Source organism: Paraburkholderia sp. GAS41, assembly GCF_050436545.1.
Lineage (GTDB): Bacteria > Pseudomonadota > Gammaproteobacteria > Burkholderiales > Burkholderiaceae > Paraburkholderia.
Genome location: NZ_JBNDMK010000014.1, coordinates 88,555 through 102,609 on the forward strand (window position 1 = coordinate 88,555; position 14,055 = coordinate 102,609).

General features: G+C 63.7%; 13 protein-coding genes. 11 read left to right on the forward strand and 2 right to left on the reverse strand.

Going from position 1 to position 14,055, the window contains the following annotated elements; genetic code table 11:
- Positions 1-191 precede the first annotated feature (191 nt).
- The 5 genes from P3T43_RS19905 (at position 192) to P3T43_RS19925 (ending at position 4,748) form a co-directional block, all read left to right on the forward strand.
- The gene (locus tag P3T43_RS19905; protein WP_429282755.1) at positions 192-845 is read left to right on the forward strand and encodes a peroxiredoxin; all 654 of its coding nucleotides are present in this window, start codon (positions 192-194) and stop codon (positions 843-845) included.
- Positions 846-898: 53 nt separating this feature from the next.
- On the forward strand, positions 899-1,969 hold the full coding sequence (locus P3T43_RS19910) for a rhodanese-like domain-containing protein (protein ID WP_429282846.1): 1,071 nt from the start codon (positions 899-901) through the stop codon (positions 1,967-1,969).
- A gap of 108 nt (positions 1,970-2,077) precedes the next feature.
- Positions 2,078-2,479 (forward strand): DUF302 domain-containing protein, encoded by a 402-nt coding sequence (locus P3T43_RS19915; protein ID WP_429282756.1) that lies wholly within the window; start codon positions 2,078-2,080, stop codon positions 2,477-2,479.
- 149 nt (positions 2,480-2,628) lie between these two features.
- Positions 2,629-2,850, forward strand: a complete 222-nt coding sequence (locus P3T43_RS19920) for a hypothetical protein (protein WP_429282757.1) — start codon at positions 2,629-2,631, stop codon at positions 2,848-2,850.
- Positions 2,851-2,918: 68 nt separating this feature from the next.
- Positions 2,919-4,748 carry an ABC transporter transmembrane domain-containing protein gene (locus P3T43_RS19925; RefSeq protein ID WP_429282758.1) on the forward strand — a complete coding sequence of 610 codons (1,830 nt, stop codon included), beginning with the start codon at positions 2,919-2,921 and terminating at the stop codon, positions 4,746-4,748.
- Between the two features lie 73 nt (positions 4,749-4,821).
- Here P3T43_RS19925 and P3T43_RS19930 read toward each other — a convergent pair whose 3' ends face one another.
- Positions 4,822-6,054, reverse strand: coding sequence for an NAD(P)/FAD-dependent oxidoreductase (locus P3T43_RS19930; RefSeq protein ID WP_429282847.1), 1,233 nt, complete (start codon positions 6,052-6,054; stop codon positions 4,822-4,824).
- A 206-nt stretch (positions 6,055-6,260) separates the two neighbouring features.
- Positions 6,261-6,536, reverse strand: a complete 276-nt coding sequence (locus P3T43_RS19935; protein WP_429282759.1) for a hypothetical protein — start codon at positions 6,534-6,536, stop codon at positions 6,261-6,263.
- A gap of 348 nt (positions 6,537-6,884) precedes the next feature.
- Here P3T43_RS19935 and deoC point away from each other — a divergent pair, with 348 nt between their 5' ends.
- The 6 genes from deoC (at position 6,885) to P3T43_RS19965 (ending at position 14,026) form a co-directional block, all read left to right on the forward strand.
- Positions 6,885-7,898, forward strand: a complete 1,014-nt coding sequence (gene deoC / locus P3T43_RS19940) for a deoxyribose-phosphate aldolase (protein ID WP_429282760.1) — start codon at positions 6,885-6,887, stop codon at positions 7,896-7,898.
- A 13-nt stretch (positions 7,899-7,911) separates the two neighbouring features.
- Positions 7,912-10,293, forward strand: coding sequence for an aldehyde dehydrogenase family protein (locus P3T43_RS19945; protein WP_429282761.1), 2,382 nt, complete (start codon positions 7,912-7,914; stop codon positions 10,291-10,293).
- A gap of 50 nt (positions 10,294-10,343) precedes the next feature.
- Positions 10,344-10,820: an RbsD/FucU family protein gene (locus tag P3T43_RS19950; RefSeq protein ID WP_429282762.1), complete on the forward strand. Its 477-nt coding sequence runs from the start codon at positions 10,344-10,346 to the stop codon at positions 10,818-10,820.
- A complete protein-coding gene (gene rbsK, locus P3T43_RS19955; RefSeq protein ID WP_429282763.1) occupies positions 10,817-11,779 on the forward strand; it encodes a ribokinase in 963 nt (320 codons plus the stop codon). The genes P3T43_RS19950 and rbsK overlap by 4 nt, the downstream gene beginning before the upstream one ends.
- Positions 11,780-11,867: 88 nt before the next feature.
- Positions 11,868-12,896: an ABC transporter permease gene (locus P3T43_RS19960; RefSeq protein ID WP_429282764.1), complete on the forward strand. Its 1,029-nt coding sequence runs from the start codon at positions 11,868-11,870 to the stop codon at positions 12,894-12,896.
- Between the two features lie 125 nt (positions 12,897-13,021).
- Positions 13,022-14,026 (forward strand): substrate-binding domain-containing protein, encoded by a 1,005-nt coding sequence (locus tag P3T43_RS19965; RefSeq protein WP_429282765.1) that lies wholly within the window; start codon positions 13,022-13,024, stop codon positions 14,024-14,026.
- Positions 14,027-14,055: the final 29 nt, after the last annotated feature.

Here is a 14,055-nt window from a genome sequence, read left to right on the forward strand (position 1 = left end):
CCCGCTTCGCGGCTTTGGGGGAGGGCTATCGAATCCGCTGCGTCCGCCGATAGCCCTCCTGCGCGATGCCGTTCAACCAGCCGGAGGCTGATCGCGAGGTAGTCCAATCGCCTGACTAAACGGTCAGGCAACCCGGGGACGCCGCTGTAATCGCGGCGCGCGAACCTTGGGACTCCCAATGGAGGATCGAGATGTCAATTCGACTAGGAGAAGAAGCTCCGGATTTCACTGCGGAAACCACCGAAGGCACGATCCGCTTTCACGAATGGATCGGCGACAAGTGGGTGATCCTGTTTTCCCATCCCAAAGATTTCACGCCGGTTTGCACGACTGAGCTCGGATACCTCGCGGGGCTCAAGCCGGAATTCGACGCGCGCAACACCAAGATCATCGGACTCAGTGTGGATCCTGTCAGCGACCACCAGAAGTGGATGAGCGATATCGAGGAAACCCAGGGGCATGCGATCAATTACCCGCTGATCGGAGACGCAGACCTGAATGTCGCGAAGCTCTACGACATGATTCACCCGAACGCGAGCGGGGGCCCGCGTACCGCGGTGGACAACGCCACGGTACGCTCGGTCTTTCTCATCGGTCCGGACAAGAAGGTCAAAGCCATGCTCGTGTATCCCATGAGCGCGGGCCGCAATTTCGACGAAGTGCTGCGTCTGCTCGATGCATTGCAACTCAACGCGAAGCACACGGTGGCGACGCCCGTGAACTGGCAGCCGGGACAGGACGTCATCATCCCAACCTCCGTTTCGAACGAGGACGCGATGCGGAAATATCCGCAGGGCTTCAAGACGGTGAAGCCCTACTTGCGATATGTCGCCCAACCGAAATGAAATTCGCGTAGAGCGATTCGCTCAGGCATGCCAGGTAATGGAGTGAAAGCGTGTTGATTTTCCGGCAGCTATTCGATCAGCAATCGTCTACCTACACCTATCTTCTTGCGGATAGCGCAACGGGAGAGGCCTTGCTGATCGATCCGGTATTCGAGCAGGTGCGCCGCGATACCGCCTTGATCGAAGAACTGGAATTGCACCTGCTGTACACCATCGACACCCATGTGCACGCCGATCACGTGACGGGCGCATGGGTGCTGAAACGCCGTACCGGCAGCCAGATCGCGATTTCAGCCGCCAGCGGCGCCGAAGGCGCGGACCGATATCTGAGTCACGGCGACCGCGTTGAATTCGGCGGCCGGCATCTGGAAGCGCGCGCCACGCCTGGCCATACGAACGGATGCATCAGCCTCAGGCTCGACGATGAAAGCATGGCGTTTACAGGCGATTGCCTGTTGATCAGGGGTACAGGTCGCACCGATTTCCAGCATGGCGACGCGCGCGCGATGTTCCAGGCGGTCCACCAGCAGATTTTCACTTTGCCCGACACCTGTCTGCTTTATCCGGCTCACGATTACCGCGGTTTGACGGTCACGAGCGTGGGCGAAGAGCGCCGCTTCAACCCCCGTCTTGGCGGCGAACTGTGCGAAGACGATTTCTCCGTTTACATGACCAACCTGCGCTTGCCGCATCCCAAGCAGATTGATGTCGCGGTGCCGGCCAACCTGAAATGCGGCATGGCCGCCAGCGACCCCACGCGGATGGCCGAGCCGGATTGGGCACCGTTGACGTACACCTTCGCGGGCATCTGGGAAATCAATCCTCAATGGCTGGAGGAAAATCTGCGTTCCGTGCAGATCGTCGACGTGCGCGAGCCTGATGAGTTCGAAGGTGCGCTGGGACGCATTCCCGCAGCGAGGCTGATTTCGCTCGGCGATCTGGCAGCGCGCGTGACCGAACTCTCGAAGGAGCGTCCGATCGTGACGGTATGCCGGGCCGGCGGACGGTCGGCGCAGGCCACGGTCATCTTGCGGCAGTCGGGATTCGAGGACGTGGCCAACCTGGCGGGCGGCATGCTTCGTTGGCGCGCGGAAGGTCGCGTGGTGGAAAACGCTAGTATGTAGCCGTCTGTAGCCGTCTGTAGCCGTCGCTCCGGTTGCTGCAGTTGCTGCGGCTCGGGCTCACCTCTTCGTGTCATACCCATCTGTGTTGCACCGCTCTCAGGAGAAACCATGTCCAGTCAGGCAGCCGATAACGGCATCGTTACCGTACCGACACATCGCTCGGTGGAGGAGGCCGCCAATAAGCTCGCCTCGTTGATCGAAGCGAAGCAGATCATTCTGTTCGCCCGCATCGATTTTGCGGCGGACGCGCAGCGTGCAGGGCTCGCGATGAATCCGTCGCAGTTGCTGGTGTTCGGCAATCCGCGCGCCGGCACGCCGCTGATGCAGGCGGCGCCGACCGCGGCGCTCGATCTGCCGCTCAAGGTGCTGGTGTGGCAGGACGACGACAGCCGCGTCTGGCTCTCCTATAACGCGACGAGTTACCTGCAGGCACGCCACGGGGCTTCTGCAGAGTTGATGAAGCCCATTGAAAGCGTCGTCGCGCTCGTGCAGGCGGCCGCCGCCGACTGAGTTGGCCACGCGGTCGACGCGCGCTCACAGGCGCAGACGGACGCTCACAGGCGCTCACAGGCAAACGGCCCACGCCACTAGCGGCGGCCGCTGCGGCCCCACACATAGCGCACCCAACGTTGCCACCGGCTTTGCGGCGGTGCCTGTGCGTGATGCGCGTGCTCTGCGCGGTCGCGCTGGACGCTCTTCTGGACCTGTTCGTGGATCTGGCGCAAGGTCATGCCGCCGGGACCTTTCAGCTGGTCAGGATCGGCGTCGGGATCCGGATCGGGGTGATCTGTCATGAGAATGGCGGATTCCAGTTGAGTGTGCATCTGATCTTGATCCAGATGGACAGCAGCGGCAAGCACGTCGTTACCGCCGCGCTTTAGTACGGTCCGGCTTCGGATGCCCAAGACTGGCACAATCGGGATTACCTTCGCTCCGCCCGGAAATCCCGATGTCAGACCCCGCAGCACCCGCACCCGCACCCGCACCCGCACCGCGTATCGCGCCGCTCTTTGCGCTGTTTCCCTTCCTGCGACCGTACGCCGGGCGTTGGGCACTCGCATTCCTCGCACTGGTGACGTCGGCCGGCGCCACGCTGGTGTTGCCGGTGGCGTTCAAATACCTGATCGACCGTGGCTTTGCCAGCGGCGAGCGCGCGCACATCGACCGTTATTTCCTCGCGCTATTCGTCGTCTCGCTCGTGCTGGCCGGCGCCACGGCGCTGCGCTTCTACCTGGTGTCGTGGCTCGGCGAGCGGGTGACGGCCGACTTGCGGCGCGCGGTCTACGAGCATGTGCTGGAGATGAGCCCGCAGTTCTTCGAGACCACCCAGACCGGCGAGGTCCTGTCGCGGTTGACGGCCGACACCACCTTGATCCAGGCCGTGGTGGGCACCAGCCTGTCGCTGGGATTGCGCAATTTCTTCCTGCTGACCGGCGGTGTCGCGATGCTGGTGGTGACGAGTCCGGTGCTGTCCGGCTACATCATCGTCACGCTGCTGGTCGTCGTGGCGCCCATCGTCATCTTCGGACGGCGCGTGCGGCGTCTGTCGCGCGCCAGTCAGGACAAGGTGGCGAACGCGAGCGCCATGGCGGGCGAGGTGCTCAACGCCATGCCGACGGTGCAGTCGTTCACGCAGGAGCCTTTCGAGGCGCGCCGCTTTGCCGGCGCGGTTGAAACCGCCTTCGAGACCGCGCTCACGCGAATCCGGGCGCGCGCCTGGCTGACCGCGGTCGTGATCGTGCTGGTCTTCTCGGCCATCGTGTTCGTGCTGTGGCTGGGTGCGCAGGCGGTGCTGGCCGGGCGCATGACGGGCGGCCAGTTGTCGCAGTTCATTCTGTACGCGGTGTTCACGGCTGGCGCGGTGGGAGCGGTTGCCGAGGTGTGGGGCGATCTGCAGCGCGCCGCCGGCGCGACCGAGCGTTTGCTGCAATTGCTGGCAGCGCGCTCGCCGGTCGTGCAGGCCACCACCACGGTCGCGTTGCCGCTGCACGGCGACGGCATCCAGTTCGACAACGTGAGTTTTTCGTATCCGTCACGCCCCGGTATTGCCGCGCTTTCCGGTTTGTCGCTGCATGTTCGGGGCGGCGAGCATGTTGCGTTGGTCGGTCCTTCCGGTGCGGGTAAGACCACGCTGTTCCAGTTGCTGCTGCGCTTTTACGATCCACAGGACGGCAATATCCGCATCCATGGCGTCGCCACGCGCGACGTGCCGCTCGTCGAATTGCGGCGGGAAATCGGCGTCGTCCTGCAGGAGTCCGTCATTTTCTCGGGCAGTGTGCTGGATAACATCCGCTACGGCGCGCCCAACGCGACCCTTGCGCAAGTTCAGGAGGCCGCGGCAATGGCCGCCGCGGCCGGTTTTATCGAAGCGTTGCCGCAAGGGTACGACACGTTTCTCGGCGAGCGCGGCGTGCGGTTGTCCGGCGGGCAGCGTCAGCGCATCGCCATTGCCCGTGCAATCCTGAAGAATCCGCCCATTCTGCTGCTCGACGAGGCCACCAGCGCGCTCGATGCCGCCAGCGAACGGCTGGTCCAGACGGCCCTCGACAACGCCGCGCAGAACCGCACCACGCTCGTGATCGCGCACCGCCTTGCCACCGTGCAGCAGGCCGACCGCATTATCGTGCTGGAGCAAGGCCGCATCGTGGCGCAGGGTCGTCACGCGGAACTGCTGCAGAGTTCGCCGCTCTATGCCCAGCTTGCGGCCCTGCAATTCGGCGCGCAGCTTGCGCAGACGGCGTCGCAGGACGCGCTGCGCGACCCCATCGATTCCGCGTGAAGTGCCAATGGCAAAGCCGTTTCACCAGCCGGCGCCCCCCCACCGCGGGCTTCGACATGACCCGCCGGGGTGACTAGAACCGTTCCACCCTGAATGGCCGCGGGTCCACCACGGTCGCCTCGCCGGTCATCATCTCGGCGATCAGGCGGCCCGTGATGGGACCGAGCGTCAAGCCGTGATGCGCATGGCCGAAGGAGAACCACAGACCCCGGTGATTTTTCGCGGGCCCAATGATGGGCATCATGTCGGCGGTGCAGGGGCGCGCGCCCATCCAGGGTTCTGCGTCGAGGCGTTCGCCCAGCGGAAACAGCGTGCGCGCGACGGGCTCGACCGCTGCGAGTTGGGTCGGCGTCCTGGGTGCATCGAGACGGGCGATTTCCGTGCCCGTCGTCAAGCGGATGCCGCGTGCCATGGGAGCCAGCACGAAGCCGCCTTCGACGTCGAGGATCGGATGGTTCAGGCGAGCCGCCGCGTGGGGCGCGTAATGCATGTGGTAGCCGCGTTTCACGCCGAGCGGCAGACGGTAGCCGAGACGCGCACTCGCACGCGCCGACCACGGTCCCAACGCAACCACCGCCGACGCAGCCGTAATCGTTCCGGCCTGCGTATCCACTTCCCAACCCTCGCGAAGCGAGTCCGCCTCGCCGATGAAAAAGCGCCCGCCGAGCGCGGCGAAATAGTTGGCGTAAGCGGTGACGAGCGCATTCGGGTCGCTCACGGAGTCGGATTGCGGATAGTGCAAGCCGCCGCACAAGGTGTCGGTGAGATCGGGTTCGGCCCGGCGCAGGCTGGCCGTGTCGAGCGCTTCGAATGCCACGCCATATTCGCGCTGCCACCGTTCGGCGAGTCCGATTTCCGCGTCGCGTGCCGCTGCGGTGCGAAACACCTTGATCCAGCCCGTGGGCCGCATCAGCGCGCTGACACCGGCATCTGCGGCGAGCGCGCGATGCTCGCTCACGCAACGTTCGATCAGGGGCGAGTAGGACTTCGCAATGGCCGCATGTTTCGCGGGATGCGAATTGCGCCAGTATTGCCACAGGAACGGTGCGGCCTTGAGCATTGCATCGGCGTGATAGCGAACGTCCGGCGACTGGTTGCGCGCGTACTGCAACAGCGTGCCGAGTCCGCGTGGAAACGCATAGGGATAAACGCCTTCGCGCTGGATCAGCCCTGCATTGCCGAACGAGGTCTCGTTGCCGGGCAGCTTGCGGTCCACCAGGGCCACCTGGCGGCCGCGCCTTTGCAGATGCAGGGCAACACACACGCCGACAATGCCCGCGCCGAGCACGACGGTATCGAAGTTCAATCTGGTCATGGGCTCACAGTTGCCGGTCAGGCGAGGCGTGGCGTAACAGATTCGGAGTGATTGGCCGGCACGCGGACGATGGCGAGCGATCAGATCGAAGTCATCGGGGCGAAGGCGGCCGGTCTGGATTTTGCCCTGTTACGGCGGGCGGCGTCGAGAGGATTGATTTGCAATGGACCGCACGAAGCAGGGAAGGGCGAACCTTTCTAGGCGACAGCTCCGCCCGCCAACCCGTCCGTGTGGGCCGACGACGCCCCGGAATGGTCTTCGCTCGCGCAGCGGCAATCGAGCGATTGCCAGATGCAATCGCAACTCGCGCCGATCAGCACGCGCGAAAACGACGAGCCGCAGGCAACACAGCGATAGTGCTCGACCGCGGGCACGCCACATAGCTCGCCCACGCCAAGCAGCGCCATTTCACATAACTCGGTGGTCCAGGACGGACGACCGTGAAGGTCCGAACACGATTGGCAGGTCGGCATGCTGTGCTCCCGTGGCGGCTCTTAATTCGAGACTAGCACGAGGTGCGAATGCTGCAAAGAATTTGCCGGCATCGACCTGTGAATCGGTCGAATTTGCTGGTTCAGAGGGCGTGACGGGGCGCAATCAAACGCGTGCTCACACCGTGCGTATCCACCGCTTTTCCTGGTGAAAATACGGATGGGCAAACACTTTCCCGCCAGGCGGTTGGCGCTGCGCGCCAGTTCCTCCAACTCGATATAAGGAAATGATCGTAACGCCACTTGTTACGATCCTATCATTCGATGTACGATGGTTGCGAACAAACCATCAGCCGTTGGTGTGCACTGCACAAAATCATGGACATCCCCATGCCCGAAGCTCCTTCTTCTTCTTCTTCGTCGGTCATCGCGCTGCGGCGCGATTTGACCGTTCATCCGGAACGCAATCCAGGCGTGCCGTTCGACGCTGCCTGGCTTGACGGCCTGCGGGTCAACCAGTCTGCCGTCGAGCGGCGTACCGCCACACTCGGTACGCGGCGCACCGTCAAGAAAGATGCGCAGGCGGCGTGGCTCCTGAAGGCCATCACCTGCATCGACCTGACCACCCTGAACGGCGACGACACCGAAGGCCGCGTGCGGCGCCTGTGCGCGAAAGCGCGCCAGCCGGTGCGGCCCGACATTCTCAGCGCGCTCGGCATTGCGCCTCAGACCATTACCACCGGCGCGGTCTGCGTGTATCACCGCTTCGTGGCTGCCGCCGTGGATGCGCTGCAAGGCAGCGGTATTCCGGTCGCGGCGGTGTCCACCGGTTTTCCGGCTGGCCTGATCCCGCATCCGCTGAAGCTGAAAGAGATCGAGGCGTCGGTGGCGGACGGTGCGCAAGAGATCGATATCGTCGTCACGCGCGAACACGTCCTGACGGGTAACTGGCAGGCGCTGTACAACGAAGTGCGCGATTTCCGCGCGGCGTGCGGCCCGGCCCATCTGAAAGCCATTCTCGCCACCGGCGATATCCGCACGCTGTCGAACGTGGCGCGTGCGTCGATGATCTGCATGATGGCGGGCGCTGATTTCATCAAGACCTCAACCGGCAAGGAAGGCGTCAATGCAACGCTGGACGTCTCGCTGGTAATGGTGCGCATGATCCGCGATTACTACGAGCGCACCGGCATCCTGATTGGTTTCAAACCTGCTGGCGGCGTGTCCAGCGCAAAGTCCGTGCTGACCTACCAGATCCTCATGAAAGAGGAACTGGGGCGCGCATGGCTCGAGCCGGAGCTGTTCCGCGTTGGTGCGTCGAGCCTGCTGGCCGACATCGAACGCCAGCTCGAACATCACGTAAGCGGCCGTTACTCCTCCTTCAATCGTCACCCCGTTGCCTGAGCAGACCGATCCCATGAGCGTAGCCGAATATTTTTCATCAATGGAGTACGGTCCCGCACCCGAGGACGATCAGCCCGCGCGTGCCTGGCTCGCGCAGCATGCGTCCAGCTTCGGCCATTTCATTGGCGGTGGATGGCGTGCGCCGGCCTCGGGCGAGCGCTTCGAATCGCGCGAACCCGCCACCGGTGAGTTGCTCGCGCACATCGCCCAGGGCGATGCGGCCGACGTCGATGCCGCAGTGGCCGCCGCGCGCGCAGCGCAGCCTGGCTGGGTCGCGTTGGGCGGTGCGGGGCGCGCACGTCATCTGTATGCGCTGGCGCGCATGGTGCAGCGGCATAGCCGGCTGTTCGCGGTGCTCGAAGCGCTCGATAACGGCAAGCCGATCCGCGAAACGCGCGACATCGACGTGCCGCTGGTAGCGCGTCACTTCCTGCATCACGCCGGTTGGGCGCAGTTGCAGGACAGCGAGTTCGCGGAGTTTGCGCCGCTCGGCGTGGTCGGCCAGATCGTGCCGTGGAATTTCCCCTTGCTGATGCTGTCGTGGAAGATCGCGCCGGCTCTCGCAACCGGCAACTGCGTGGTGTTGAAGCCGGCCGAATACACGCCGCTCACCGCGTTGCTGTTCGCTGAACTGGCGCATCGCGCCGGTTTGCCCGCTGGCGTGCTGAACGTCGTGACGGGCGATGGCCGCACCGGCGCCGCGCTCGTCGAGCATCCCGAAGTGGACAAGCTCGCCTTTACCGGTTCGACCGAAGTCGGCCGGCAGATCCGCTCGGTGACCGCAGGCTCGGGCAAGTCGCTGACGCTCGAACTGGGCGGCAAGTCGCCGTTCATCGTGTTCGACGACGCCGATCTGGATGGCGCGGTCGAAGGTGTGGTCGACGCCATCTGGTTCAACCAGGGGCAGGTCTGCTGCGCCGGTTCGCGTCTGCTCGTGCAAGAGGGCATTGAAGCGCGCTTCATCGACAAGCTAAAGCGGCGCATGGAAACCTTGCGCGTCGGGTCTTCGCTCGACAAGAGCATCGATATCGGCGCGATTGTCGATCCGGTGCAGCTCGAACGGATTCAGTCGCTGGTGGAAGCCGGGCGTCGTGAAGGTTGCGCGGTGTGGCAGTCGCCGGATGCGACGGTGCCCGCACAGGGTTGCTATTACCCGCCCACGCTGGTGACCGGTGTCGCGCCCGCTTCGATGCTCGCGCAGGAAGAGATCTTCGGCCCCGTGCTGATTACGATGAGCTTCCGCACACCTGACGAAGCGGTGGCGCTGGCTAACAACACGCGCTACGGCCTCGCGGCGAGCGTGTGGAGCGAAACGATCGGCCGTGCGCTGGATATCGCGCCGCGCCTCGCCAGCGGTGTGGTGTGGATCAACGCGACCAATCTGTTCGATGCGGCGGTCGGCTTTGGCGGTTATCGCGAGTCGGGCTACGGCCGCGAAGGTGGCCGCGAGGGCATCTACGAATATTTGAAGCCACGCGCATGGCTTAAGCTCCGCGAGCGTCCGGTACGCGCTGCGGTGACGGCTTCGCTCGAAGCGTCGTCGAACGTGGCGCCGATCGACCGCACCGCGAAGCTCTTTATCGGCGGCAAGCAGGTCCGTCCCGATGCAGGTTATTCGCTGCCAGTCTATGATGCAGACGGTGGGCTCGTGGGCGAAGTGGGCGAGGGTAACCGCAAGGACATTCGCAACGCCGTCGAGGCAGCACGCGGCGCAGGGAAATGGTCGCAGGCCAGCACGCATAATCGCGCGCAGGTCCTGTACTACCTCGCTGAGAATCTCACGGTACGGGCCGACGAATTCGCGCGGCAACTGGTGGTGCGCACGGGCGTCGCTGAAAGCGCTGCGCACGCGGAAGTGGAAGCCGCTGTAACGAGGCTCTTCACGTACGCCGCGTGGGCCGACAAGTTCGACGGCGCGGTGCACACGCCGCCGTTGCGCGGGGTTGCGCTGGCCATGCATGAACCGCTTGGCGTGATCGGCATTGCGTGCCCGGATGAAGCGCCGCTGCTGGCCTTCGTCTCGCTGGTGGGACCCGCACTGGCGATGGGCAATCGCGTCGTGGTGCTGCCGAGCGAGGCTTGCCCGCTCACGGCAACGGATCTGTATCAGGTGGTGGAAACCTCGGATGTGCCTGGTGGCGTGCTGAACATCGTCACGGGCGAGCGCGCAGCCTTGCTACCTGCGCTGGCAAAACACGACGACGTCGACGCGCTCTGGTGCTTCGGCAGCGCGGCGGATTCGACGCTCGTCGAACGTGCCTCGGTGGGCAATCTGAAGCGCACTTTCGTCGATCATGGGCGCCAGTTTGACTGGTTCGACCGCTCGACCGAAGGTCCCGCCTGGCTGCGTCACGCTGTGCAAGTAAAGAACATCTGGATCCCTTACGGAGACTGACCGTCTGAGAGTGGACGGAAAGCAGGCCGATCGAACATGGAGGAGACACCGTGCTGAAGAATCTGGACCCGCTGCTGAATGCCGATGTGTTGCATGCACTGCGTGCAATGGGCCACGGCGATGAAGTGGTGATTTGCGATGCGAATTTCCCCGGCGACTCCGTTGCGCGTGCAACGGTGCTGGGCAAGCTGCTGCGTTTTGACGGCGCGGATGCGGCCCGCGCGGTTCGCGCGGTGCTCTCCGTGCTGCCGCTCGATACCTTTATGGAGCATGCGGCGTTCCGCATGGAAGTGGTCGGCGAGCCGAACACGATTCCCGCGGTGCAACGCGAGGCGCAAGCCGAAGTGAATGCGGCTGAAGGACGTGACCTGCCGTTTGCTTCCATCGAACGCTTCGCTTTTTATGAGCGCGCGAAAAAAGCGTATTGCGTGATCGCCACCGGCGAGCAGCGCGGTTACGGCTGCTTCGTGTTTACAAAGGGCGTGTTGCTGGCGCCGGACGCGCCGCGCAACGAGGGACATCAATGAGCAAGCAGTCGCAACCGAATGGGCGTGTCGTCATTCTCGGCATCTATGTGACCGACCTGACGTTCCGCGCCGAACGTATGCCCCTGATCGGCGAGACCATCGCCGGTTCGGCCTTCGCAATGGGCCCCGGCGGCAAGGGTTCGAATCAGGCGGTGGCGGCCGCGCGCGCCGGTGCGCAGGTGGTCTTCTGCACGCGTCTCGGTAACGACGCCTTCGGCGCGATCGCCCGTTCGACGTGGGCCGCGGAAGGCATCACCGCGCGCGCTACGACCGTGGACGGCGTGTCGACCGGCGCGGCACACATCTTCGTCGACGACACCGATGGCAGGAACGCGATCATCGTCGCTTCCGGCGCCGCGGCCACCATGAACGCCTCCGATGTCGATGCGATCGAAGCGGACATCGCCGAGGCGCAGGTCTTCGTCACACAACTGGAACAACCGATCGCGGCGGCGCGGCGCGGTCTCGAAGTCGCACGTCGGCACGGTGTCGTTACGGTGTTCAATCCGGCACCCGCCGTGCCGCTCGCCGACGATATTTTCCCGTTGTGCGACTACATCACGCCGAACGAAACAGAGGCGACCACGCTGACCGGTGTGCCGATCCAGAACGCCGACGACGCACGGCGCGCGGCGGACGTGCTGCTTGCCAAAGGCGTGGGTACCGTGATCGTGACGCTGGGTGAAGCCGGTGCGCTGCTGCACTCGGCCACGCAGTCGGTGCTGGTGCCCGCATTCCAGGCCGGCCGGGTGGTGGAGACAGCCGGCGCGGGCGATGGCTTCACGGGCGGTTTCGCGGCGGCGTTGGCACGCGGTGTGAATCCCGTTGAAGCGATGCGCTTTGGCTGTGCGCTAGCGGGTATCTCCGTGACGCGTGCCGGCACGGCACCGTCGATGCCGACCTTGAGCGAAGTGAACCAGCTCTTGAGTCAGTCGGGCCAGCAGGTCTCTGCGCACTGAAGCTACATTCGCTGCTCGCTGAGGTCTCATGGCCCCCCCTCAGCGGCCCGCTGAAGTTTCATGCAGTTTGAAGGAGTCTCTCTTCACCATGAAGTCCTCGTTTGCTGTTGGAAAACTGTTCGGCGACCGGCAACTGAATTTCTTGCTGATCGTCAACGTGCTGGTTGTATTGGTCGCGACTGCGCTGTCGCACGGCCAGTTTGTCGATATCGACAATTTGCAGTCGATGGGCAGTCAGTTGCCCGAACTCGGGCTGCTGGCGCTCGGCATCATGCTCTCGATGATCTCCGGCAACGGCGGTATCGATCTGTCCGGCGTCGGTCTGGCCAACCTGTCAGGCATGATCGCCGCGCTGGTGGTGCCGAAGTTCGTGGGCGCCGACGCCTCGCCGGTGGCTTACACGGCGTTGTTCTGCGCGATCGTCGTCGCGATCGGCGTGCTGGGCGGGATGCTCAATGGCGTCGTCATCGCAAAGCTGCGGCTCACGCCGATTCTCTGCACGCTGGGTACGCAATTACTGTTCACCGGCATCGCCGTGGTGTTGAGTAACGGCGCATCGGTCCCGGTCGAGTATGTCGATCAGCTTTCGGATATCGGCAACGGCACGGCCTTTCAGGTGCCGATCTCTTTCATCATCTTTGTCGCCGCGATCATCGTACTGGGATGGCTGCTCAGGCGCAGTCCGTTCGGTCTGCGTCTGTATCTGATGGGCACCAATCCGAAGGCCGCCTTCTACGCGGGGATTCCGCGCGCGCGCATGCTGATCGTGACCTACACGATGTGCGGCGTGCTCGCTTCGTTGGCCGGCCTGATCAGCGCGACGCATACGTCGAGCGCGAAATGGGATTACGGCAACTCGTATCTGCTGATCTCGATCCTGATTGCCGTGATGGGCGGGGTGAACCCCGCAGGCGGCCGCGGCCGCATCATCTCGGTGTTCTTCGCCGCGCTGGTGCTGCAGTTTCTGGCGAGCCTGTTCAATCTGCTGGGCGTGTCGCAGTTCTTCGGCGACTGCGCGTGGGGTTTTCTGTTGCTGCTGTCGCTGGCTTTCGCGGGTGGCGAGCGGGTGAGCGCGATCTTCGGTTTCACGCGCTGGAGTTCGACTTCCCGGCGATAGCGTGAAGGTGAGCGTTAGCGTGAGCAGCGGCAGGTAGGCAAGGTTTAGTACGCGGCGGACATCGGGGCCCTGGATGTACGCAACCGTGAAGCAGGGCGACATCGAAAGAAAAAAGGAGACGTAGTATGAAACTGACTCGATTGGCCACCGCACTGGCAGCAGGCGTTCTCGCGGTAGGCGTCGTTGCTGCGGCGCAGGCGGCGAACCCTGTGACGATCGTCACCGTCGTGAAGGTGACGGGCATCAACTGGTTCAACCGCATGGACGAAGGCGTGAAGGAATTCGCCAAGGACAACCCAGGTGTCACGGCGTATCAGACCGGACCAGGGCAAGCCGACGCGGCGCAGCAGTTGAAGATCATCGAAGATCTGGTCGCGAAGAAGGTCGATGCTCTGGCCGTGGTGCCGTACGATCCGCCGACGCTCGAACCCGTGCTGAAGAAGGCCATGGATCGCGGCATCAAGGTGGTCACCCATGAGGCCGACAATGAAAAGAACACCATGGTCGACATCGAAGCTTTCGATAACACCGCCTATGGTGCCAACCTGAACGAACACCTGGCCTCGTGCATGCACGACGAGGGCAAATGGGCCGTGCTGGTGGGCTCGCTCGGCAGCCGCTCGCAAGTGCAGTGGGCCGATGGCGGGATCAATAACGCCAAGGCCAAGTATTCGAAAATGGATCTGGTCGAGCCGAAACTCGAAACCAACAACGACGGTGAGCGCGCCTATGAAGTCGCCAAGGAAGTGCTGCGCAAGCATCCGGACCTGAAGGGCTTCCAGGGTTCGTCGTCGCTCGACGTGATCGGCATTGGCCGGGCCGTTGAAGAAGCCGGTCTGCAGGGCAAGATCTGCGTGTACGGCACGGGTCTGCCGGGTGAAGCGGGCAAGTTCCTCGAAAGCGGTGCCGTCAACGGCATCTCGTTCTGGGATCCGAAGCTGGCTGGCATTGCGATGAACAAGATCGCGTTGATGCTGGTTCACGGCCAGACGGTGCATGACGGCGACAACCTCGGTATTCCGGGCTACACGAAGGTGACGGTGTCCAAGGGTCCGGGCAAGGGCATCATCGTGCGCGGCCAGGGCTGGGTCGACGTCGACAAGTCGAACTATAAGAATTACTCGTTCTAAGTCGATTTTCGTGTCACGGTGTGCCTGCT

Bases quoted from the DNA above. Each gene is read 5' to 3' on its own strand.
- deoC (WP_429282760.1), top strand. From the start codon at position 6,885: ATGCCCGAAGCTCCTTCTTCTTCTTCTTCGTCGGTCATCGCGCTGCGG.
- P3T43_RS19945 (WP_429282761.1), top strand. From the start codon at position 7,912: ATGAGCGTAGCCGAATATTTTTCATCAATGGAGTACGGTCCCGCACCC.
- P3T43_RS19905 (WP_429282755.1), top strand. From the start codon at position 192: ATGTCAATTCGACTAGGAGAAGAAGCTCCGGATTTCACTGCGGAAACC.
- P3T43_RS19960 (WP_429282764.1), top strand. From the start codon at position 11,868: ATGAAGTCCTCGTTTGCTGTTGGAAAACTGTTCGGCGACCGGCAACTG.
- rbsK (WP_429282763.1), top strand. From the start codon at position 10,817: ATGAGCAAGCAGTCGCAACCGAATGGGCGTGTCGTCATTCTCGGCATC.
- P3T43_RS19925 (WP_429282758.1), top strand. From the start codon at position 2,919: ATGTCAGACCCCGCAGCACCCGCACCCGCACCCGCACCCGCACCGCGT.
- P3T43_RS19915 (WP_429282756.1), top strand. From the start codon at position 2,078: ATGTCCAGTCAGGCAGCCGATAACGGCATCGTTACCGTACCGACACAT.
- P3T43_RS19965 (WP_429282765.1), top strand. From the start codon at position 13,022: ATGAAACTGACTCGATTGGCCACCGCACTGGCAGCAGGCGTTCTCGCG.
- P3T43_RS19935 (WP_429282759.1), bottom strand. From the start codon at position 6,536: ATGCCGACCTGCCAATCGTGTTCGGACCTTCACGGTCGTCCGTCCTGG.